This is a genomic window from Cellvibrio sp., assembly GCF_039207905.1.
In the GTDB taxonomy this organism is placed as follows: domain Bacteria; phylum Pseudomonadota; class Gammaproteobacteria; order Pseudomonadales; family Cellvibrionaceae; genus Cellvibrio.
In genome coordinates, this window is the sequence record NZ_JBCECX010000019.1 from 24395 (window position 1) to 48304 (window position 23910).

At 46.8% G+C, this 23910-nt stretch carries 18 protein-coding genes; 7 read left to right on the plus strand and 11 right to left on the minus strand.

What is annotated here, in order from left to right; translation table 11 throughout:
• Nucleotides 1-30: 30 nt before the first annotated feature.
• The 6 genes from AAGC78_RS12825 to AAGC78_RS12850 all read right to left on the minus strand — a co-directional run bounded on the left by AAGC78_RS12825 (nt 31) and on the right by AAGC78_RS12850 (nt 12532).
• Nucleotides 31-8850, minus strand: a complete 8820-nt coding sequence (locus AAGC78_RS12825) for a GH36-type glycosyl hydrolase domain-containing protein (protein WP_435784482.1) — start codon at nt 8848-8850, stop codon at nt 31-33.
• Nucleotides 8851-9295: 445 nt separating this feature from the next.
• Complete coding sequence (locus tag AAGC78_RS12830) at nt 9296-9526, minus strand: hypothetical protein (RefSeq protein ID WP_435784483.1); 231 nt, start codon at nt 9524-9526, stop codon at nt 9296-9298.
• Nucleotides 9519-10052, minus strand: coding sequence for a CinA family protein (locus AAGC78_RS12835; protein ID WP_435784484.1), 534 nt, complete (start codon nt 10050-10052; stop codon nt 9519-9521). The genes AAGC78_RS12830 and AAGC78_RS12835 overlap by 8 nt, the downstream gene beginning before the upstream one ends.
• Before the next feature lie 86 nt (nt 10053-10138).
• The gene (djlA, locus tag AAGC78_RS12840) at nt 10139-10861 is read right to left on the minus strand and encodes a co-chaperone DjlA (protein WP_435784485.1); all 723 of its coding nucleotides are present in this window, start codon (nt 10859-10861) and stop codon (nt 10139-10141) included.
• A 70-nt stretch (nt 10862-10931) separates the two neighbouring features.
• Complete coding sequence (locus AAGC78_RS12845) at nt 10932-12098, minus strand: zinc-dependent alcohol dehydrogenase (RefSeq protein WP_435784486.1); 1167 nt, start codon at nt 12096-12098, stop codon at nt 10932-10934.
• An 11-nt stretch (nt 12099-12109) separates the two neighbouring features.
• The gene (locus AAGC78_RS12850) at nt 12110-12532 is read right to left on the minus strand and encodes a hypothetical protein (RefSeq protein ID WP_435784487.1); all 423 of its coding nucleotides are present in this window, start codon (nt 12530-12532) and stop codon (nt 12110-12112) included.
• A gap of 315 nt (nt 12533-12847) precedes the next feature.
• Between AAGC78_RS12850 and AAGC78_RS12855 the strand changes: the two genes are divergently transcribed.
• Nucleotides 12848-13330: a hemerythrin domain-containing protein gene (locus AAGC78_RS12855; protein WP_435784488.1), complete on the plus strand. Its 483-nt coding sequence runs from the start codon at nt 12848-12850 to the stop codon at nt 13328-13330.
• Between the two features lie 181 nt (nt 13331-13511).
• Here the strand turns inward: AAGC78_RS12855 and AAGC78_RS12860 are convergent, their stop codons facing one another.
• From AAGC78_RS12860 to AAGC78_RS12875, 4 genes are all read right to left on the minus strand, one after another.
• On the minus strand, nt 13512-13733 hold the full coding sequence (locus tag AAGC78_RS12860; RefSeq protein ID WP_435784489.1) for a hypothetical protein: 222 nt from the start codon (nt 13731-13733) through the stop codon (nt 13512-13514).
• Between the two features lie 150 nt (nt 13734-13883).
• Nucleotides 13884-14636: a DUF72 domain-containing protein gene (locus AAGC78_RS12865; protein ID WP_435784490.1), complete on the minus strand. Its 753-nt coding sequence runs from the start codon at nt 14634-14636 to the stop codon at nt 13884-13886.
• Between the two features lie 97 nt (nt 14637-14733).
• On the minus strand, nt 14734-14949 hold the full coding sequence (locus AAGC78_RS12870; protein ID WP_435784491.1) for a hypothetical protein: 216 nt from the start codon (nt 14947-14949) through the stop codon (nt 14734-14736).
• Between the two features lie 32 nt (nt 14950-14981).
• Nucleotides 14982-15134, minus strand: a complete 153-nt coding sequence (locus AAGC78_RS12875) for a hypothetical protein (protein WP_435784492.1) — start codon at nt 15132-15134, stop codon at nt 14982-14984.
• A gap of 205 nt (nt 15135-15339) precedes the next feature.
• On the opposite strand from AAGC78_RS12875, the gene AAGC78_RS12880 reads away from it, so the two are divergent.
• The 4 genes from AAGC78_RS12880 (at nt 15340) to AAGC78_RS12895 (ending at nt 20027) form a co-directional block, all read left to right on the plus strand.
• Complete coding sequence (locus tag AAGC78_RS12880) at nt 15340-15582, plus strand: hypothetical protein (protein WP_435784493.1); 243 nt, start codon at nt 15340-15342, stop codon at nt 15580-15582.
• Nucleotides 15583-15616: 34 nt separating this feature from the next.
• The gene (locus AAGC78_RS12885; protein ID WP_435784494.1) at nt 15617-16588 is read left to right on the plus strand and encodes a Ku protein; all 972 of its coding nucleotides are present in this window, start codon (nt 15617-15619) and stop codon (nt 16586-16588) included.
• A 51-nt stretch (nt 16589-16639) separates the two neighbouring features.
• Nucleotides 16640-19288: a DNA ligase D gene (gene ligD, locus AAGC78_RS12890; protein ID WP_435784495.1), complete on the plus strand. Its 2649-nt coding sequence runs from the start codon at nt 16640-16642 to the stop codon at nt 19286-19288.
• Between the two features lie 298 nt (nt 19289-19586).
• Entirely contained in the window at nt 19587-20027 is a 441-nt protein-coding gene (locus tag AAGC78_RS12895) for a DUF1810 domain-containing protein (RefSeq protein WP_435784496.1), read from the plus strand.
• Between the two features lie 44 nt (nt 20028-20071).
• Here the strand turns inward: AAGC78_RS12895 and alkB are convergent, their stop codons facing one another.
• Nucleotides 20072-20734: a DNA oxidative demethylase AlkB gene (gene alkB, locus AAGC78_RS12900; RefSeq protein WP_435784497.1), complete on the minus strand. Its 663-nt coding sequence runs from the start codon at nt 20732-20734 to the stop codon at nt 20072-20074.
• Nucleotides 20735-21016: 282 nt separating this feature from the next.
• Here alkB and AAGC78_RS12905 point away from each other — a divergent pair, with 282 nt between their 5' ends.
• Nucleotides 21017-21859 (plus strand): PIN domain-containing protein, encoded by an 843-nt coding sequence (locus AAGC78_RS12905; protein WP_435784498.1) that lies wholly within the window; start codon nt 21017-21019, stop codon nt 21857-21859.
• A gap of 157 nt (nt 21860-22016) precedes the next feature.
• Nucleotides 22017-23906 carry a hypothetical protein gene (locus AAGC78_RS12910; RefSeq protein ID WP_435784499.1) on the plus strand — a complete coding sequence of 630 codons (1890 nt, stop codon included), beginning with the start codon at nt 22017-22019 and terminating at the stop codon, nt 23904-23906.
• Nucleotides 23907-23910 lie beyond the last annotated feature (4 nt).

Here is a 23910-nt window from a genome sequence, read left to right on the forward strand (position 1 = left end):
AAACTGAAGCTAGGTTTTTAAATAAAAGCTCTAAGCACTAATAGGAACAAACACTTCCACTTTTCGCTCACGTCCATCATCGATCAGCGGAATTTTGTCACCTTCTGATTCAACGCCATCAAGTACAACTTTGCTGTTGTTTTCCAGCGTATGAATAACATCAATTCGATAAAGCGTCTGACCGAAACGGTAATCAACTGAATAGCTCGTCCACTCTTTTGGCAAGCAAGGTTTAATTTGCAGATGCACACCCTGACGGGAAATGCCGAGCAGTGATTCGGTCATCAAACGATACAACCAGCCCGCTGAACCTGTGTACCAACTCCAGCCACCGCGACCGGTATGAGGTGCAATAGCGTAAACATCGGCGGCAACAACGTAAGGTTCTGCTTTGTAGAGAGCAACAGCATCAGCACTATTACCGTGGTTAACCGGATTGATAATGTTGAGCAGTTGCCATGCGCGTTGGCTATCGCCAAGTTGTGCAAACGCCATAGTCGCCCAAATAGCGGCGTGGGTATACTGCCCGCCGTTTTCGCGCACGCCGGGAACATAGCCTTTGATATAACCGGGGTTCATAGCGGATTTATCAAACGGTGGATCAAGTAGTTGAATGATGCCGTGGTCGCGGCGCACTAAATGCTTGTACATGGAAGCCATGGCCAATTGTGAACGCGCCGGATCGCCTGCACCAGAGAGCACCGACCAGCTTTGGGCGATGGAGTCGATGCGGCACTCATCATTGACTACCGAGCCGAGCGCGACACCATCGTCGAACCAGGCGCGCCTGTACCAATCGCCATCCCATGCATGTTGTTCGATGTTCGCGCGCAATTCTGCGGCTTGTTCCTGACAGCGAACGGCGAATGCATGATCTTGTTTGAACGTGGCGATTTCGGCGAACGACAGCAGCACTTTGTAGAGCATAAAGCCGAGCCAGACGCTCTCGCCTTTACCGTGAATCCCAACCAGATTCATGCCGTCATTCCAATCGCCCGAGCCCATCAATGGAATACCACGCTCACCAAAACGCAGTCCGTTTTCGATGGCGAGTTGGCAGTGGAGATAAAGGCTGGCGGTATCACTGCTTTGTCCCGGCAGATCGTAATAGGATTCTTCATCGTCATTGAGTAAACGGCCGGTGAGGAAATGCAGCGGCTCGTCGAGCACACCGGTATCGCCCGTGCTATTCACGTAATGGCAGGTGACCAGCGGTAGCCATAGGTAGTCGTCCGAACAGCGAGTGCGCACGCCGCGCCCTTGTGGTGGATGCCACCAATGTTGCACATCACCTTCGTGATATTGACGCTGCGCTGCGCGCAATAGTTGCGTGCGGATCATGGCTGGTTGGCTGTGTACCAGCGCCATGGTGTCTTGCAGTTGATCGCGATAACCGTAAGCGCCGCCAGATTGATAGAAGCCGCTGCGCGCCCACAAACGGCAGGCCAGGGTTTGGTAGAGCAGCCAGCCGTTAGCGAGCACATTGAATGCAGGATCAGGGGTTTTAACCTGCACCGCGCCGAGGGTTTGCGTCCAATATTCATGGACTTTGGCGAGTGCAGCGCGGGCTGAACCGAGGTTGCGCATGCGTTGTGCCAAGTGACGCGCTTGCTCCAGATCCTGCCCGGCACCGAGGCGGAAAATAATCTCGCGTTCCTGGCCTTCACCTAACTCAAACGGCACTTGGATCGCACCGCAAGGATCAAGCCCCGCACCTAATCGACCGGACAAGCGCACACGGGTGAGTGCGTCTGGATTGGCAAGCGATCCATTGCGGCCGAGGAATTCAGTGCGGTCGCCACTCAAGGTGCGAGCGTTGTCATCCACATCGAAGAAGCACACGCGTCCACCAAACTCACTGTTGTAGGCATTGCGCGCAAAAAGGGCGCCACTGCGGGCGTCAATCTCGGTGACTAAGTGCAATGCGGATTTAGTGCGCAAATCGCCCAGCACCCATTCAACATAACCAGTCGCGGACAAGCGCCTTCTGCGGCCAGAATCATTACGCACTTTTAGCACTGAGAATTTGACCGATGCTTCCAGATCGACATACACCCATAACTCCGACGTAATGCCGTCTTCCGTGTGCTCAAATACGCTGTAACCAAAACCATGACGGGTTGCATAAGGCGAAACGCCACGTGCTGGCAATGGAGTAGGCGACCAGAAATGACCGGTCTCGTCATCGCGCAGATAAATTGCCTCGCCACCCGAAGTGCCGACCGGGTCATCGCACCAAGGCGTGAGGCGGAATTCGTGAGCATTTTCAGCCCAAGTGTAGGCCAAGCCGCTTTCCGAAATGACGGTGCCGAAACCCGGATTCGCCAGCACATTCACCCAAGGCAACGGCGTCACTTGCGCAGCAGTCGTAGTGATAATGTATTCGCGACCGTCGGTAGTAAATCCACCCAAATGATTAGTCAGGATCAAGTCGCTACGCGGGCCAATCTGCTGGGGTTGTTCGTTCACCAATCCACGCGTGCGAGTGGGTGTGAGGCGGGCGATTTTTTTGTCTCCCAGACTGCGTCTGTTGACCTGCTCGGCCAAACTGCCACGGCTGCCATCGACAATTACGCGCGCTACTGTTTGCAACAAAATGCGGTCTTCATGGGAAATCTGCTCACCTGAACGCACAAAAATGCCGCCCGGACGATCAATCGCATGGCTCTCACTGCCGGTGGCGATCAAGCCCATAATTTGGTCTTGCAGATGTTGCCGATAGCCAACGTGATCTTCGTTCCAGATCACCAAATCCACCTTCAAGCCTTTCAAACGCCAGTAGGCATGGCATTGGATCATTTGCCGCGCCAACTCAATGTGGGCGGCGGTGGCGATCTTGAGCAGCACAATCGGTAAATCGCCGGAGATGGCGTAGCCCCAAAGTCCTGACTGTCCACGCCGATTCTGGATTAACAGGCTCGCATCCGCACGCAATGCCGATTGAGCGTAAAGCACCGGGCCAGCCAGCTTGCGATAGAGCTGGGCATCGGCCTCGTTCGCGTTAATCTGGCGCAGAGTCACGCCGCTGTGGGTAGCGGCAAGGTCAAACACCCGGTCGGCAAAATGCCGCTCCTGATATTTATTTACCAGCGCCATACAGGCATCGCGATTTTCCGCAGCACCGGAAACCAGATCGAGCGTCGCCACTTGCCCTGCTTCCAAGGTGATACGGCAGCGAATCGCGACTACCGGGTCTAATACCGAACCTTGGCTATCGCTTAATTGGCCGCCATTGGTTACCGCTTGCGGCGCCGCCAAAGTGCAACCACGACCGGTAAATTTCAGACGATCTGTCTCGTAAGATACTTGGTCTACATGCTTGGCGTTGCTGGCGAGTAGATGGAACATCCAGGGCGTTTGTTCACCCACCGAGCGCGGGCGCCGGGTGCAGAGCAATGCGTGGCGGTCGGCAACAATTTCGGTTTGCACAAACAAATTGCCAAATGCAGTTTGGGTGGCATCGGCGGCGGGAACTGCGAGAACGACTTCGGCGTAGCTGGTGATCTCGATGGTTCTTGTGCGTGGCGAACGGTTGGTGACGCGCAAGCGCCGCAGCTCGATATCATCCTCGGGCGACACGACTAACTCAGTGTAAGTCTCGATGTCGTGATCGCGGCGGCGATATTCAGCGCGCCCCTCCGAGAACATCGCCTCATAACTGTCGGCGCGTTTAACCGTGGGCTGATGGTTGGCCGACCAAAAGTCGCCGTTATCGGCATCGCGCAGATACACAAACATACCCCATTGATCGCGGGTTGCATCCTCGCGCCAGCGGGTGACGGCCAGATCTTTCCAGCGGCTGTAACTACCACCGGCGTTGGTCACCATCACCTGATAGCGGCCGTTGGATAACAGCTGCACTTCCGGCGTCGGAGTTTCCGCTGCAAAAGGTACATACGCGGCGCTTTCCACTTGATCGAAAATGGCGGCACCTTCGGCATGCTCCGCCACATGGGTGTGCAGGACAGAGGCTTTGGGAATCCGCTCTTGCAGTAGGAGTAACGTCGCTTGAAAAAGTGGATCACTTTCAAAGCGGCGCTGCATGGGTTGATCGAGTAATAACTGGGTTAGTGCCAGCAAACTCATGCCCTGGTGATGAACCATAAACGAGCGGACTATAGCGCTGGATTGGCCCCGCGCTAGCCGCGAACTGGTGTAATCCACCGCTTCATAAAACCCGAACCGCCCCTCCATCCCCATCGCCGCCAAGCGTTGCAAGTTGGAGCAGGCGGCCTCGGGTGCGACCATTAATGCGAGTACAGACGCATAGGGCGATACCACCAAATCCTCTGCCAAACCGCGTTTGAACCCGAGACCGGGAACACCGAAAGCATGGTACTGGTAGTTAAGGCTGGCATCGAAGGTGTGATAACCGGACTCAGAAATCCCCCAGGGCACACCGCGCTGCTTGCCGTAAGCAATCTGGTGGGCGACGGACGCACGACAGGTCTGGTCGAGCAGTGATCCCTCGTAACTCGGCATCACCAGCATCGGCATCAAATACTCAAACATCGAGCCACTCCAGGACACCAGCACCGGCTCACCACTGACAATGGTGCGGATGCGACCCAACGCGAACCAGCTTTCCTGCGGTAACTGCCCTTGCGCGATGGCGACGAAATGGGCCAAGCGCACTTCCGAGGCGAGCTGGTCGTAAAAGCTGTTATCGCGGCGATAGTCGTCGAGGTTGTAACCCACCGCGAGCAGATGGCGGCTGGAGTCGTACAAGAACCCGTATTCCATCGCGGCAAAGTCAGTTGCTTGGGCAATCAGAAGGTCGCAGCTAGCGATGCGCTCACTGGCGCGGGTGCTGGTGGTGGCAACCAGATTGCGCAGCTCCAGCAGCCAATCCCGCTCAAGTTGGGTACCCGGTTGCAACATCTGGGTATCTAACAAAGGCAGCACTTTGCTGCTGTGCTCCGCCAGCGAGCGCAAGCTCGGAATGGCATTCATATCGCTAGTGAAGGCAAGGCTGGCCATAAAGCTGTTGAGGGTCGGTGGTGGTGGACGTAGGCCCAGCCAGGGAACACAAAACAGCAATTCATCTAATGCATCGCGACTTTGTCGCAGCAAAGCTTCAGCCCAAGTTTTTGCTTCATTGTCTGCTGTACCCAATCCATCACCCGGCAAGCCGCCACTTAAGACTAATTTGCTAACAGGCTGTGCAGCAAGGTAAGTGTTGATACTCTCCGCCGCATTCACCACGGCTTCAAGACTGTGGAATAACAGCGGAATCTGGGCGCCGTCGCGCGCATGGCTGCAACCAACGTTGAGCAAAGTGCGCAAGCGGGCGATATAGGTCTGCACGATATTCGGCGTGTTATGACCATCTGCCGGTTGGATAAGGCTGAGACTGTCTGTCAGGATTTCCAGTGTGTCCGACAAGCCCTCAAATACTCGTGTACAAGGAATGCTCTGGGCGGGTAAAGCCAGTAAACCGGCACGCAAGGTCAGCAAATGCCCGGCAAGGTTGCCGCTGTCCACGGCGGAAATATAACGCGGCGCCAGTGGCAATAGCGTCTGGGTATCGTACCAGTTGAAAAAATGCCCGCGATGCCGCTCCAAGCGCGCCATCGCATTGAAGGTGTTGGTGGTGCGTTCGAGCAGAGTATGGGCGGAGATAAAACCAAAATCGTACGCTGATAAATTGCCCAGCAGCGCAAGCCCGATATTGGTCGGTGATGTGCGATGTGCGATGACCGGGCCGGGGCTTTCCTGATAATTATCCGGTGGCAGCCAGTTATCACCCGCAACCACAAAGCGCTCGAAAAAGGCCCAGGTTTTACGCGCGATTTTGCGTAAAAACAGTGTTTGCTCAGCCGATAAACTCGTCTCGTTGCGCTCCAGCGGACGACTCAACCACCACACCAGCACCGGCGCAAACAGCCATAAACTCAATACCGGCACCGCCAGCAACAGCGCATCCGGATTTAATAGCGCAATCCCACCGGCGGCGAGTAATGCAAACACCGGCGCTGACCACACCAGCCGTAATGACGCCAAAAATCCGCTTTCAGCGCGGATTTCCTGCTCCGCCGAAGAACTCCACTCTAACAGTAACTGCGGTGCAAAACACAAGCGCCAGCAACTGCGCAAAATCGCCGCCAAGCTGTAAACCGCCTCATGGGGCAAGCAACTGATGCGGAACAACACCTGTGCGAGATTGCGGCAGGCTGCGACCGCAACGTTCACAATATGTTGCTGAAAAAAGACTTCACGTGGTTTGCGCAGGGAATCGATCAAGGTGGCAAGTAATGGCGGCAACACAATGATACCGAGCAACGCGAGCGTCCAATAAAGAGGCGTGGGCAATAACCAACCGATTAACAGCAATAGCAGCAGTGCGACAGGCGCCAGACTACGCAGCAGGTTATCGGCAATTTTCCAGCGCGATAAAGCTGATAATGGATTGGGCAGTGTCTTCCCGTCTGCACTCGGAACGCGGGGCAATAGCCAACTGGCGATTTGCCAATCGCCGCGAATCCAGCGCTCACGGCGGCTGACATCGGACGCGTAACGGGCGGGGTAATCCTCATACAGATGCACATCGCTCAATAAGCCAGCGCGGGCATAACAACCTTCGAGCAGATCGTGGCTGAGAATCCGGTTATCCGGAAAGCTGCCATGTAACACGGTTTCAAAAGCATCGAGATCGTAAATCCCTTTGCCGATGAATGATCCTTCGCGGAACACGTCCTGATACACATCAGAGACCGAGCGGGTATATGGATCAATACCCGGTTCGTTGCCGTAAAGCTGCACATAACGCGACCGGTTTGCAGCCGACAAGCTTGCCGCCATACGCGGCTGCAAAATGCCGTAACCCTGGGTGATGCGGCGGCGCTCTGCATCGTAGATCGGGCGATTCAGTGGGTGCGCCATGGTGCCGACAAACTCGCGTGCTGCATCACGCGGCAATTGTGTGTCGGTATCGAGGGTGATGATATAGCGGATGGGCGGTAGGCTATCCACATCCCCGACAATCAGGGAAAACGCTTCACGGCCTTTACCGCGCAGCAAGCCGTTCAAATCTGCCAGCTTGCCGCGCTTGCGCTCCACTCCCATCCAGCAGGCTGCCACTTCATTCCACTGGCGTGAACGATGGAACAGGAAAAACTGGTCGCCGCTAACTCCCTCTGCTGCGTATTTTTCATTGAGCTGTTCAATGCCTTGCTGCGCCCGTTGTAACAAAGACTCATCGCCGGGAAGTGATTCAGTCAGTGCATCGCCAAAGTCAGTGAGTAAAGCGAAAAAGAGATTGTCATCGCGGTTGCCTAGAAAGCGCACTTCCAGCGCTTCCAGCAAATCATCCACTCCGTCGGGACTGTTAAGCAGAGTGGGTACCACTACCAGTGTTGCAACATCGGTAGGTAAACCGCGCGCAAAATCCATTCGCGGCAAGCGCTTGGGACGTACGAATAATGTGATAAGCCAATTAACTAACGCGGTAGCAAGCGGTGTTGCAGCAACCAACGACAAGAGCGCAATTAGCCCTAAGTGAGCATCACTGAATCCGGCATTTTCCACCATCACCAACAACCCGGTAGTGGCGGCTAGGATTAATCCAATGATTCCTAGAAGATAGAGCGACAGCGGCGCATGCCCACACCATCGCCCCAACTGAAAACCGAGAGGAACGCGGGCGGAAATGCGCTTTTCCAACTCGGGCAAGCCGCGATCAACAAGGTAATAACCAACATGGGCTTTGGATACTGTGGTTGAATCCGCGCTTGTATGATCGCGTGCGAGAGTGAGTGCCAAACGCGCGACTTCGGCTTCCGAGGCTTTACTGTGTTTCGCCAGTCGATCAATCACGCGGCGATATTCATCGCGCGAAGCAAAATCCATATTGCGATAAACATCGACTGGATCTTCGCGCAGGATGTGCTCAACGATACTCATGTTTTCCACAAATATCCGCCAATCGTGCGCACCTAAAAAACGCAGGCTGCCAATGGTATTACTCACCGAAACCTGATCGACTGCCTGCTGCTGGTTTTCCGCCGATACCAATTGCTCGATGGTCTGGCTTTCCTCTGCCAAACGTTGCTCAATCCATGTGAGCGGCATTGCCAATGCCGGGCCATGTCCCTGCAAGCGACGCACTAATTCAGCGATAAAGGAACTAACCATTGGTGGACGCGAGCGCGCCATATCGGCGATTACTAAAATCAAACTTTTAGGATCGGTGCCCGCCACTTCAATCATTTGGTTTGCCCAATGTTGCGCTTGATTTACGTATGCGCGGGCAGACGTAATTCGCAAGCTTACACGGCGCAGGTTTTCTATTAGCGCCAAGCGCAACATGATTGGAATTGCCCAGAGTTCACCGAGCGTGAGCGGAGTTACCGTTTGATAAGCAGCAACAAAGCGGCTGAGAACTTCACCATCAATGCGGCCATCACCGTGAGCAATTGACGCAAGCGCTAAATCATACACACGTGGCAAGCCTGCTGAAGGCCCTGTTGCCAAGCGCGGTAGTTCGCGTGCAAACCCTTTAGGTAAATGGCGGCGTGCGGTGCGAATTTGCTCTTCAATCATGTAAAAATTATCGAGCAGCCATTCACCGGCTGGAGCGATGCGGGAATGCGATTTGACTGCTGCCGTCAGCATGTCACAGCCGCTAATTAATACCTGTTCGTTTTCATCCAGGCGTGCGAGTAAATCATCACGTGAGCGGGATTTGCTGATGCTGTGCATTCCCGCCAAAGCTTTACCAAATTGCTCCATTTGATCCGCGCCAAATAATTCGGCGCGCAAAGGCGACTGATCATCATGCTGATGAGGATATTTGCCTAAATAAGTGCTGCCTTTATTAAATATTCTTTGACCCCAACTAAGTTTGCTCATTTTCATATCCTTGGAAATACTACTTTTGGGTTGTACGCGAAAGATTTCTAGAGATACGAGGTCAAATTGACCAAAGAGGTGCCTGTGCGACTTTCATCGCTTGCAACTATTTAATCGGTCTATAAAAATTTTATAGTTTGGTAAGGAGCTATTTTTATATTTAATGGCATGGCATTTCGATCATGCTCAATCCCAAGTTTCAGAGCTTGAAATTAAAGGTGTACTCGCGCACGTTGAATTTAACGAACGTTAAAATTAAAGCGATATTCCATCATTCGCGAAAATGAGGTATTTATCGGTTCGCTAGCGCACAACCATGGAGTGACTTTGAGCAAGCCTGTGCCATCGCGAACTTGCATGCTGAGTCTATCCAGGCAATATGAGATGAGTGAATATGTGGTTTAGAATGTTGATGAGGTTTCAAAATTATTTGTGCCGTTGTTCTTCAACATCTCTTTTTAACCAAAAAAGATAAAAACCTTTGGCCCATGCGAATGTGTAGAAATAAAGACAATATAAAAATTCCCCATTGTTCAGCTTGATAAGTGGTGTAAAACCAAAAGGGTTGGCCAGCAAGGCCAAAAAGGCAGGCATACTTTCTAACTGAGTGGCGCTGATCTTGAGTTAGCCACACAGCTAAAATACCTGTAAAAGCAATAGCAAGTTGCTCAAACATGTGGTGTCAACAGTTGTTCCGCATTAATCGTATTAATCTCTGGGTAAGATTGTATTTTTTCATAAACATCAGGTAGCGATAGTATCGCGTGAATAGCAGAGGATTTTCTGACGGAGTTTCTTGAGCCTTCGAATTTTTTTGTTTCACTTAATAATCGGTATCCATTTTGTGTTTTTAACCCGTAAGCGAAACAGATAACGCCACTGAGACAATCATCGGATTCTGCCATACCGGTGATCGCAACGATGAGATTGGCGGCGCTGCGATGGAGAGCCCCAATGGCCATTTCCATAGCCACTTCCTCACTGGTAAGTCCGAACGCGTGGATGGTTTGTAGACGCACACCTAGGCAAGTATTTTTAGCCTCTTCGGTATAAACCACGTACCCACTGTGTAGCGCATTGCCACACCCAGAAACGTCTGCCATGAATGCAGCAACTAGCCCGGCTGTACAGGACTCCGCTGTTGTTACGGAAAGTCCGCGCTCATTAAGAAAACGTATAACCTTGGTGATATCGTCCATCATCTCCACTCATTAGATGATAATTATCGTGTATTGAACTGTCTTAAAAAGAAGAGTTATCGGTCTCTTAATATTTCATCCCTCTCGAATTACGTCATATCCGATTTGCGGCGATATTTTTGCAGTAGCTCATAAGCTGCTTGAATTTTTCTGAAGCGTTCTGTGGCTGCGCTGACAAGATCTGGTGGCATGCCTTGGCCCACCAATTTGTCGGGATGAAATTGATTTACTAATCTTCTATAGGCTTTCTTTATCTCAACTTCAGACGCATCCGGTGATATGTCTAGCGCTCTGAATGCCGCACTTCTATCAATGGTGACGTGTGCTTTGAAATTGTGTTTTTGATAATCAGTGTTTGTGCGTTGGTATTTGTCATTGTCGGCCGGTGGTTCAAATTCATCTTGTGCTGTAATAATTTTTAGTAAATGGTCAAATACTATGCTGGTGTAACCTAATCCTCCGGCTACCTTTTGGACCACTTCCATTTCTTTTTTTACAAGCTGTCCATCCGTCCGGGCCATGCTAATAAGATAGACAAGCAACACTTGGGTTATATTAGGATTTTCACCAGCAGCACTTTTAAATTCTTCAAGCGATGAGTTGATATCAAATGCTGGATTAGATCCGGATCTGAAAAGATGGATAGCTTCACTTCGGCAATGAGCTGATAGCTTCATCTTATCCATATACACTTGCGTGCGCTTGATTTCGTTACGATTAATATATCCATCACAGTTAGCGATATGCCCCAGCAAGCTAAACACAGTCGTGAAAAAAGATTCGCGAATCGCTTTAAGTTGAACGGCTGACATATCTCACCTAATGGTTTTCCACATGGATGTCGAGAAGGTTTTTATTTAAAACATCCTTGTTTCCTTTTAATTAAGGTCGAAGGATAACTTTTCTGCAATCATCCTCTTTTTTGTCAAATATTCTGTAGCCCTCAGCAGCTTGGTCGAGCGGCAATCGATGAGAGATAATTACATTGGGATGTAATTTCCCTTCTAAAATATTTTCGAGCAAGATAGGAAGGTGAGACTGGACATGGGTCTGTCCGGTGCGGACGCTTAAGCCTTTCTCAAATATGTCACCGAACAAGAAACCATGGATGAAGCCCGCATACACGCCAGGGACACTAATGATTCCACCGCGTCTTACTGCTGCAATACACTGACGAAGGGCTGCGCCGCTACTACCTTCAATTTTAAGATTAGTTAGCACCGTTTCTACTTTGCTACCTTTAGCTTCAAAGCCCACAGCATCTATTGCAGCATCAACCCCTCTGAAGCCAGCCGTTTGCTCAATGATCGCCGCCGCTGGGTCGTCAACTTCATCAAAGTTAATTGGAATGACGCCATAGGTTTGTGATGCGAAGTCCAATCGATATTGATGGTGATCAACCATAAAAATTTGACTTGCGCCTAATAATCTTGCGCTGGCAGCCGCCATGAGTCCTACTGGGCCTGCGCCGTGAATGACTACGCTACTGCCTGATTTAATGCCCGCATTCAATGCAGCTTGATATCCAGTCGGAAGAATGTCAGAAAGAAATAATACTTTTTCATCATCTAACCCCTCCGGTATTTTAATCGGCCCTATATTTGCTTTGGGCACGCGAACATACTCTGCTTGGCCACCGGGAATCCCTCCATATAAATGACTAAAGCCGAATAGGGCAGCGCCTGGAGGAATCTGCTTTTTATTAATAATGGAACCGCGCCCTGTATTAGTGGTTTCACATGCTGCATACAAATCAAGTGAGCAGAAGAAACAACCACCACATGCAATGACAAACGGTACAACGACTCGATCCCCTTTTTGAACCGCTGTCACACCACTGCCAACTTCCTCAACGATTCCCATAAATTCATGACCAAAAATGTCGCCATCTTCAGTTTGCGGAATTTTCCCGCGATATAGATGCAGGTCTGAGCCGCAAATTGCAGTGGCCGTCACCTTCAATATAATGTCATCTGTCTCCTGGATTACCGGGTCAGGCCTATTATCTACTCGTACATCATTGCTGCCGTGATAAGTTAGTGCGCGCATTAGGTAATCCTCTAAGGGTGAATGTCATGGATCAAACTACGTAATATAGAAATAATATTTACCGGTTTGGCTGCAAGCTGTTTCAACAGGTTGAATTCTGGTGAGCCGCTCTGTCGTAGATCGAAAAATACAATTCTGCTGAGGGCAAAGCACGCTGTACCAAGTCTGAAACAAATCAAACCAATATTCCGGTGCATTTTAGGAAACGAGTTGTGAGGCTTTAATTCACTGCTTATGATGTCCTTAATTTGCTCAAGCATTTTTTCCGCCGATGATTCAGCCGCAGAGATCTCTGTAAATTCTGGACCGTATACCCACAAGATTCGAGCCAGTCCATCACCAATCTTTCGTTGGTAGCCAATTAATCCTGTATACCTGTTTTTATATTTCATCGCGTCTGTCCATGCGACATGATGCGAAAATTCCTTAATCATCGTAAGAACCCTTTGCCGAATTGTAAAAACCTCTTCAACAAAATTAATTCCAACTTATGCATTCGGGCATTAGAGGTAAAGGTTTCAGTAACATTTACTTAAAAAATCTCTAATACATTCAATTAACGCTTCGCCTTAAAGGTTGGTATGCCAAAGAGGCGATTGATATGCCATTTATCAAAGGTGGCCCCATTATTGCACTTTGAGAAGGTGTTATTAATAAAAATATATTTTTGTAATAAATTTAATTTGAAAATGTAGATTTTATTTTCTCAATAAAATTTATTCGTAACCGTGAAAAATTGGAGAAATATTATGCCTAATTCAGCCAAGAAAATTATCCCTATTGCAGGTAAAGCACAGGAAGCAACACGCCTCTTAAGAGCTGACCATAAACTGGTAAATGATCTTTTTGAACAATTCGAGTCAGCGCGTTCGCCGGCAAAAAAGCAGGCTTTGGCGACCGAAATATGCCAGGAGCTTACTGTTCATGCGCAGATTGAGGAAGAGATTTTCTATCCTGCGATTGAAAAGGTGCTAAGAGACAAATCCTTGGTTCCAGAAGCCAAGGTGGAACATGAGACTTTGAAATATCTCATTGCTCAAATTGAGAGCGAATCTCCTGGTACAGAGCTTTATGATGCAAAAGTGAAGGTGCTGTCTGAATACGTTAAACACCATGTTAAAGAAGAGCAGAACGAGATTTTTCCAAAAGTTAAAGAGACAAAGCTTGATTTGATTGAGCTGGGTGCTCAGTTAGCTGCTCGTAAGGAAGAGTTGAAGGCAGCTTTAGCGTGATTGAAGTGTGACGTGGAAAAGGGGCCATGGCCCCTTTTTTATTTTTGAAACGACAGCGATACAAAACGTCTTTTCTGGTAATCAGCAATCTTGAAGATATTAGCGAAGTGATACATGTCAGATAATCACTCTACCGGGATTTATAATGTACTGAAGGACGGTATTGAGAGAACCAGGTAGTTTAGGCTTTCTTTTTTAGTGGCGGAGTTACATTCAGATCTGAAGCGGTCTTATCAGTCATTTTGCGCAAGCGCGTGGATAGTTTACGGACATGAGATGCAGCGTCTTCCTTGTTTGCGAACGAGCGAAGGACTACGCCGCTAGGTCCCATCACAAGATATATTTCCACTTCAGAACCATCGTCCAGAGTGTGAAAAATCGGATCAATTCTAAAAGTTGACATGAAGATGTCCTTTTGAATTTCTAACTCGGAAGAGAGATCCTAGTGGATAAATGAACTATTAGCTATCGCAAAAATATGTCTAAATGATCTTCTGGCGTTTAAGTTTGCATTAATGCGGTGAATAAAATTCTATAAATAATGATTTTGGGATTATAGATTCAGCATCCTTTGAAGTGTAAGCGCATTGTTATAAGCGTCACCTATGGTGTTGTTAAAATAGACAAATACGGTTTTCCCTTCATTTTTCCATTGTCGTATCCGTTGGGCATAGTCTTCAATTATTCCTACATCGTAGGTGCCTGTATATTTCCCTGATGAGCCATGGAACCGCACGTAGATAAATTCAGTTGCAGTTTGATCCATCGGAGTTCTCGATCCGGGCATATCATGAAATACGAGTGATGCATGATGTCGTTGGAGCGCCGCATAGAAATCATTTGTATACCAACTTTTATGCCGAACCTCGACCGCTAATTTCCAGGAGGAACATGTATGCAACGATGTTAAGTGGTGAAGTATGTTTAGCACCTTTTCAGAGTAATCTACGGTTATGTTTGCAGGAAATTGAATTAGCACGGCGCCTTTGTGCTTTTCCAATTCTTTTGTTGCGGAAGTAAATTTTTCAATATCTTCTACTTCAAAATTTAATTTATCAGCATGGGTTATCGATTGCGATAGTTTTACACTGAAAGTGAAGTTTTCTGTAACTTCGTGACTCCATTTAGCGAATGTCTTAGCTTGAGGAAGTTTATAAAAAGAACTGTTTATCTCTAACGAGTTAAATATTGAACTGTAGTATTGCAATCTAGTGCTTGATCGAAATTCTTCAGGAAAAGTGGTTTTATTGCCTAGTAATACAATACCGCTAGTTCCGATGTAAATCGATGATTGATCTAACGTCATGCTCACTTATCCAAGCTGGGATCAGTTTTGATTTTTAGGTGGCACCTTAATAAATTGTTTTCACTAAAGATTGCAGATGAAGTATTTATTATGATTATCAAATTGTTCCGGGGTCATCCTTTATTTCTGCCTCTCTGGGACGAGGCGAGCTGGCGGTGGGTTGCGTCAAGCATTTTTTAGCTTGTTTTTTGTGAGGCGCACATGGGTCATTAATCTCTATGTCATCTGTTAAATCGCCTCCGGTCATACGTTTAGCTGGACCAGTTCTAGCGCGATTAGCATGTTGGTAATCTTCGTCTTTTTTTGAAGTCATTTTCATCACCTATAAAATGGTAGATTGATAAATTATTCAACCTTCTCTTGTTCTTTAATCGTATTGTTACAATCCTCCGGATCATAGGTCTTTTGAATGCCGCCGGTCACAAATCCCACCAGGAAAGTTAATATCAACACTCCGCCAGCAACGATAATTGGTTTGATCGATTTCTTTTGATTCATATCTAGTCCCTCTCAGCTAACAAGTAGTAATTCGATTTGTATTTGATACATTTGATCTTCCGCCAAATTTACATGTATATCTGTGTGTAATCGTACATTTTCGATGTTGTTTAACGGAGTAGTATCGAAGGCTATCGTTTAACGCTGACACTTTTTTGTTGATGTGGCATTTGGCCTCTTCATCACCAATTGTAGGTATCGCAAAATGATTAAAGAATTTCAACATTACATGGCTTGGACCGACAGCATGAGGTATGAGCAGGGATATGCAGGGCTGATCGGATACCAACGTAAAGCACCAAATGGCGTTGCACGAATACTGTGGGTGATTGCACCTAACATTATTTCTGAGTCAGACGCAGAAGACTCTGCGGACAATATGCTCAGCCAAATTCAAGATATAAACCGTTTTGGAAGAGTCATATTCAAAGACGGAGTATCCCTCTAATTAACGTAATCACAATCAACTGGCGGGAATAGCTATGGCTCGTTCAATTTGGAAAGGCGCGATTAGTTTTGGTCTGGTTCATATTCCGGTAGCTCTTCAGTCAGCCACGGCTTCAGAAACCATTGATTTTGACTGGTTAGACAAGCGCACTATGGAACGTGTTGGATATAAGCGCGTTAATAAAGTCTCAGGTAAAGAGGTTAAGAAGGAAAATATCGTGAAGGGAATTCAGCACGAAAAAGGGAAATATATTTTGTTAAGCGATGAAGAAATAAAGTCCGCTCATCCAAAATCCACACAAACTATTGAAATATTTTCTTTTCTGAATAGCGCTGATATTCCTCTCACTAACATCGATACACCTTACTATTTGGCACCCGATAAACGAGGTGAGAAGGTATACACTCTTTTGCGTGAGACACTTTCGGATACGGGGACGGTTGGCTTAGCGAGTGTGATATTACACACCAAACAACACTTGGCGGCTGTGATGCCAATTGATTCGGCCTTGGTATTAATTTTATTGCGTTGGCCAAGCGAAGTACGAAGCCTCGATACACTCGAATTAACTACTGCAACTACCAAAGTAACCCTGTCCAAAGCGGAAAAGGATATGGCAAAACGGTTGGTCGCCGATATGAAGGGCAATTGGAGCCCGGAAGAATATCGAGATACCTTCCAGGAAAAAATTATGGCCTTAGTCGATAAAAAGGCAGCGGAAGGCAAGATTGAGGATGTTGAAACAGAAGCTGGAGAAGAGCCTCGCAAGACTGCGGATATTATTGATCTGACAGAATTACTTAAACGCAGCCTTGGTGGCAGCAAAGCGACCAAGCCTCGTGCAAAACCATCGACTGTTGTGAAGAAGACAGCCACATCAAAACCAGCGGCAACAACAGCTCGCCCAAAAAAAGCTACTGCCTCCACCACGAGCAAGTCAGCAGCACCAAAAAAAGCTGCCGCTGCTAAGCCAAAACGCGCGCCAAAGAAAGCGTCGAGCAAATAGTCTTCGGAGCAATTAACTGTGGGCGCTGCGCTGTAACCCTGGAGGTGAACGATGGCTCGGCTTGAAAGCGAATATAACAAGAAACGTAACTTTGATATCACTCCAGAGCCAGCAGATGAGGATGTTCCGAGTCGTAAGCGTGGCGTTCACGCTTTGCAATTTGTTGTGCAGAAGCATGATGCACGAGGACTTCATTACGATTTTCGTATCGAACTTGATGGAACACTAAAAAGCTGGGCCGTTCCGAAAGGGCCCAGTTTAGATCCTGTACACAAGCGCATGGCCATCCCCACTGAAGACCATCCACTAAGTTATGCAAAATTTGAGGGACATATTCCCCACGGCCAATACGGTGGTGGAGATATGATTATTTGGGATCAGGGAATTTGGAAACCGCATGGCGATGCAGCGGCTGCTTTTAAAGCGGGGAAGTTAAAGTTCACGCTAATCGGAGAAAAGCTCAGTGGTGATTGGGCGCTCGTGCGTACGCGAGGCCGTGGTGATAGCGATAAAGCACAGTGGTTGTTAATTAAAGAGCGGGACAGTGTGGCTCGCCCCTCTGCCGAGTACGATATTCTATTTGAGCGGCCTGAAAGCATAATCACGGGGGATGTACTCCCTGGAGAGCAGGGCACAATAGCTAAATCAAAGGTAACCTCCACCACGCGAAACAAGACTAATACCCAGTTAAAGAAAACTTCCGCATCGATAAAAAAAGTAGCTACTGATACAAAAGCGAAATCCATTTCTATTCCTGAGTCTTTTTCGCCACAGCTCGCGACACTTGTCAGTGAGCCACCCATGGGCGATTGGGTTTATGAAATAAAATTCGATGGTTACCGAATGCTCGCAAGAGTATTGAAAGGGAAAGTAAGCCTATTCACCCGAAACGGGAATGATTGGACTCATCGCCTGCCAGTTCAGGTAAAAGCGATTGAAGGTCTGAAGCTTAAGGATAGTTGGCTTGATGGTGAAATGGTTGTACTGAACGAGAATGGGCTACCCAGTTTTCAAGCATTGCAAAACGCATTTGAGTTGAACCTGAGTAATGACATCATCTTTTATCTATTCGACGCCCCTTATCTGAATAACGAGGACTTGCGTGAGCTGCCGATGGAGGAGCGAAGGAAACGATTAAAAAAAATTATCCCTCGTAGCTCAAAAAGCCCGCTCCGCTATTCAGGTACTTTTGAAGCTGATCACCGCAGTATTGTACAAAGCGCTTGTGCTATGTCGCTTGAAGGGGTGATTGGCAAGCGAGTTGGCAGCACCTATGTTTCCCGGCGCAGCGATGATTGGATCAAACTCAAATGTAGGCTCAGGCAAGAGTTTGTAATAGTAGGTTACACCGATCCTCAGGGAAGCCGCAGCGGCTTTGGTGCAATTTTATTGGCCGTGAATAAGGAGCTGCACTCGCCCGAACTCATTTATGCTGGTCGTGTCGGCACGGGCTTTGACACGAAACGCCTGGATGATATGCATAAGAAAATGAAAGCCTTAGAGCAAGCAAAATCTCCAGTGACAACCAAATTGACCGGAGTGCAAGCGCGAGGTGTTCATTGGATTAAACCAAAACTCATCTGTGAAGTGGAATTTGCTGAATGGACCGGGGAGGGAGTTCTTCGTCAAGCGTCCTTTATCTCCCTACGTACTGACAAGCCTGCAAAAGACATTATTCGCGAACAACCGAAATCCGTCGATCAAATTAGCTCAGCACCTTCTAGCAAGGATGCAAAGAAATCAAATGAAATACCTACCACTTCAACAAAAGCTAAGGGTGGTCAGGTTGAGGTTGCGAATATTCCTATAACCCATCCTGAAAGAATTATTGATGCCGCCAGCGGTGGCACTAAGTTCGAACTCGCAGAATTTTACAATACTATTTCTGAATTTATCTTACCTCACCTAGAAGACCGGCCTGTTTCCCTTCTTCGCGCACCAGATGGAATCGCTGGTGAGCAATTTTTCCAAAAGCACGCTGAAGGTAGAGGTATTCCACATATAGTTCATTTAGACCAAAAGTTTGATCCAGACCATGCACCATTAATGGCTATCGATAGTGTTCAATGTCTGATCGGCTGCGTGCAGATGAATACCATTGAACTTCATACCTGGGGTTCAACCACCAACAACATTGAAGCCCCAGACCGATTTGTTTTGGATCTTGACCCTGATCCTGCACTACCTTGGCGTAGTGTTGTGGAGGCAACCAAACTCACGCTGGCGGTATTGGATGAGCTAAAACTTACAGCGTTTTTAAAAACATCGGGTGGTAAAGGAATGCACATTATCGTTCCATTAACGCCAGATGCTGGTTGGGATGCGGTGAAGCAATTTGCCAAATCGATATCAGAGTTTATGGCTCGGCAAATTCCAGAACGATTCGTTGCCAAAATGGGGCCGAAAAACAGGATTGGAAAAATATTCATTGATTACCTTAGAAACTCACGTGGCGCTAGCACAGTATGCGCTTTCTCTGTGCGAGCTAGGCCTGGTCTTGCTGTATCGGTCCCGATTGCCCGGGAAGAACTGGATAAAATCAAGATACCAGATCATTGGAATATTCATAATCTTCATGAATGCTTCGATAAATTGAAATCGAATCCGTGGGGAAATTATTCCGGAACACGCTATCAAAAGAATCAAAAAATCACGGCGGCTATGTGGAAAAAATTAGGCGCTAAGCCTGCCATGAAATAATGATTACCTGATGAATCGTTAAACTATTTATTGTAGAGAGGAATATTATGGAGGCTGGAAAACAACATAAAGTGTTTACATCCGATGGATTGCCATTCGGCTATTTCCTGGATAGTCGCTTGTATGAATATCCCACGAATACATGCGTAGGTATTTTAAATGAGTCCGGGCAGCTGGTTGATGAGGATGAGATACTGGGATATATGGATGGAGATCAATTGTTAAAAAGCGACGGGACGCTTTTAAATATTCAGTCTTGATGGATTAGACAGCAAGCAAATATCGATCAGGTGATTTTATGAAATCAAAGGAATTCCAACTTGACCGCTTCCTTGATGCGCAGAAGGACTCTTACGATATTGCTTTGGAAGAGCTTCGCGATGGAAAAAAGCGTTCGCATTGGATTTGGTATGTCTTTCCGCAGCTAAGAGGGTTGGGGGCTAGCTCCGCTTCTCATACTTATGGTGTGGAGAGCTTGGCAGAAGCCCGCGCCTATTTAGTTCACCCGATACTAGGGCCGCGCCTCAGAGAAGCAACCAACGCGATGCTTGCGCACCGGTCTATGGCAGCAGATTCAATTTTAGGTGAGCTTGACGCTTTGAAATTCAGATCTTGTCTTACACTGTTCACGTTAGCAGATCCTTCCGAGACAATTTTCACTGGTGCTCTCGAATATTTTTTTGGTGGCGCGCGAGATGCGCGCACAATTAAAATGCTGGCTGATAATCTCAAAAGTTGATGTCAGTATTACTGTCGCGATTCACGCAAATTTCAGGCATACAATTAGCTTTTCAATTCACTAAAACTTGCCTTTCGAAAAGTCAGATTGATTCGTTGTTCTCCCAACGTTGAGTGAGTATTGTTTTTGATTGGTAGTATGCCGTGATATCTCAACCGATCAGCCCCTCCCCAAACTACCACGTCCCCGTGGAATAACGGAGTCTTGGTTTTTGGATCACTCCGTTCAAAACCGCCAAATTGAAAAACTGCTGGTATTCCAAGTGATACAGATACGATGGGTGCCCCAAGATCTTGTTCGTCTTTATCCTGATGAAGAGACAGCTTGGTGCCAGGCACATATCGATTAATTAAACATGCGTCTGGAATGAAGTCTGCAAATCCCACCTCATTGGCGGCTGCCTGAGCTAACTCCAAAAATTGTGTTGGCATTGTGGGCCAAGGATTGCCCGTGATGGGATCGACTGATGTGTATCGATAACCCCGCCGATCCGAAGTCCATCCAAGCTGGCCGCAGTTAGTTAGAGCTACTGACATTGTGAAGCCGCCCGGTGTCATCATATGTCGAAATGGGGATATGGTTTCGATAACCGCCACCGTTGCTAATAAATCATCAGCAATAGCAAGTGAAAAGCCCTTTAAAACAAACGCATCATTGCCTAGCCTTTCTCGGCTACCAACCTTTTCGTTTTCGAACAAATCATTCATTTTTACGTTTCTTGGCTGCTTCAAATATTACTAATTGTAACGTGATCAGTGGTCGGAAATGTGAGGTAATTGACGCCAGTGAGTCGGCGTGATATCAGTCTCCTTCGTGCCCAAAGCGGACTTATGCCGGAGATAAAAGTCAGTACCATACATCTTCAATATTATTTTGCTTTTAACGATATACCTATGAATATTGAAGTAGTTGTCAAGTGCCATTGGAAAATAATTAAACCGATACATAGCTATAACTATCCAATAAGTTGTTAGAAATCAGGAAGATTTATGACGAGTAGATACATAATTGATACGAGCGTTTTACTGCAACATCCACAGATATTGTCTAGAGCTGGAAATCGGAAACTAGTTATCCCAAGAGCTGTACTGGAAGAGCTTTCTCTTAGAGGAAGGGGGAGCAAATGGTCAGATATCGCTGATCTTGTCGTATCTTCAATCCCTGCTGGTGTAGATATAGTTGAAGCGCCTGGAAAGCTTAAAAACGATCTTGTTCAATCCGACAGAAATGTCCAGCGCTTGAGTGGGGCAGACTTTGATATTGCACGAATAGCTATCGCTTATGTTGAGCAACAAGGAGTCGGTGCTACTTGCGTAGTGACAAATGATAAAGCGTTAGCATATTTTCTATCTAGTCGAAATATTACATCTATTACTGGCTCTGAGTTTATCGATGAGAGCAAAGGTGATTCTTTAAATAAAGAAATCGAAGATAAAGCAAAAAAAGTTGTTTCCTCTCAAAAGCGTTATCTGATAACCAGTTTTGTGCTTGGAATGCTTGCTTCTGGGGCCGCAAACATCGGCTACGCCAACATAGAACTACTGGTATCTACAATTACTGTTTGGGGAACGATGGTTGGATTACCAATTCTAGGATTGGCGTTATTTTGGTATAGAGAAAAATTCCGCCTTTCGTATGGTGCCTTCGAGTTCTGTGTTGGTGTAATTATGTCTTATTACGTCTTTTTCCCAACATTTAGCTATTCGGGCCTAGGGGTAACCGAAGGAATTCAAATATTAGGTGGTTTATATGTAATGGTTCGTGGGCTAGACAATATTGGCAAAGGCGTGATTGGTACGCGAATGGAAGCCTTATGGAAGAAGTTTTTCTAGAAACTGAAATGTCTACATGCTGCTGTCGTGTGCGACGACAGGCTCCCTTATTTGATAATTAATAAAGGCCGCAAGATATCCAAACTTCCTGAAAATATTCCCTAATTGAAATCGTATCGTTTGAATAAGCCTTTTACCGAATGTACCGGAGAGTCTCATGAAAATAGATTGGGCGGAGGTTCGCCAAACCCTAGTATTGATTTTTAGGCCCTCATTGGCAAAAGCGCTTAGTTTGCCTTTGTTGGCTGCGGGTATAGCTATCCTTAGTGAACCGTTTTGGCTAGATGCTTTTAATTATTTTCTGAGCCAACAGGAAATTTTCCCAAATTTTAGGGAGCCAATACCTACTCCTGAGAAGTACATAGGATGGATTTTCCTAGCAATAAGCATTTTGATTTTTCTGGTTGATTCATATCGTCAATACAAAACATTCGAACCAATAAGTGAAGTTAGGATATTGGAGGCTGTCACACAGCAGCCAGAAATTACAGCCACATTATTAATCGAAAAATTAAGAGCTCCAGGATTCTTGGTTTCACATCTACAAGACGAAAAAATAAATAAGTTGATTAACGAAATAACTCTATTTCGATTTTTCAAATCTTTCAAAACAGAGAAAAAATCCATTTCTTTGGCTGATAGTATTTTAAACGGTGAGTTGTTTGGTGGGTCTTCTCTCGTAAAAGCAAAGGCATTGGCTGTGCTGGCTCGGTATTTGTCCGTAGACCGTTACATAGATGCATCACAATACTTACAGGAATCCAAAAAACTTTCGATAACGCAAGAGGCCGAAGTGGCTCAAGCATTTATCGATGCTTATGAGGCAAACAGTACTGATCCTGCATCGATTTTACTAAAGTCAGCTACTCCTTCAAATTACGGGGCGTTCTTAATAATAAAAAGAAAAATTGAAGGGGATGAATCAGCTATTAGATGGTTTTCTGATTCGCAGTTAAACATACATAATCTAGATGACGATGGGAAATTTAACCTTGTAGTTACCTTACTTTCGGCCAAGAATTGGATTAAAGCTTTAGAGGTTGTGAGGTCTATTGATTGTCCTCTTCAGACAGGGTTTCCTGCACTAATTCAAGTTTGCGCGTTTACATTTCTGACAAATGCAGTCAAAGCCGTCGAGCTTCGCGAATCAGTGATGCAGCAAGTACCCCTTGCTGCTGATAAATTTCCTTTGGCAGACGACCCCATTTCAATATCTTTGAGAAGGCGATCTGCTGAGCTGTTTAGGGACTGCGCAAGATTAGCTGAGAGCCTTGGCGCAATGGACGTATCGGATTTGTCTAACCATTACGCTTTATGGTTAGAGCTAAGGGATTCCGATTTACATGAAAACTCTATGAAGCTTCTTCGAAGCTATTTTGCCACTTACACCAATAATGTATTGGAGTATCTTCCTCTTGCATTTGCATTTGGAGTTAAAATTGATTATGAGTCCATAGAGTGCGAAATAGATCGCCAGACCGCTTTAACGAATAACTCCAATCCAACTCTGGGTATTGCTAGATTTGTGTTAGCCCAAGTTCAAGACTCATTCCCGAAAACACTTGAATACATCAACACCCATCGAGTACAGCTAGAGAAGCATGTCAATTCAGTTGCCATACATATGCTTGAAGTTGAGGTATTGGCAAGATCAGGATTAATTGAAGATGCCGAGGAACTCGTAGAGAGCTTGGTGACTAAGGGTATTCCTACTGCTGATATTGCAAACTTGAATAACCTCATTGCTATGGCTAAAGGTAACGATCCTGTCGCATTAGCAATTGCTCATTATGAAGAGACTCAATCCTTAAACGAATTAAATTACGCAGTTAATCTACTAGAAAATTCCGGCTTAAAGGACAAATTCTATCAATATTGCAAAAAGCTTTTTGATCGTACAGGTCAGGAATTAGATGCTATCAGAGTTTGTAACGCAGCAGGAGCAGCTGGGCAATTTCATGAACTTCACCAATTCCTAATAAGTAATAATGAATTGGTTGTAAGAAGTAACGGACTACAAGTACATAAAAGCGTGGTCTTTCTTTAGAAAG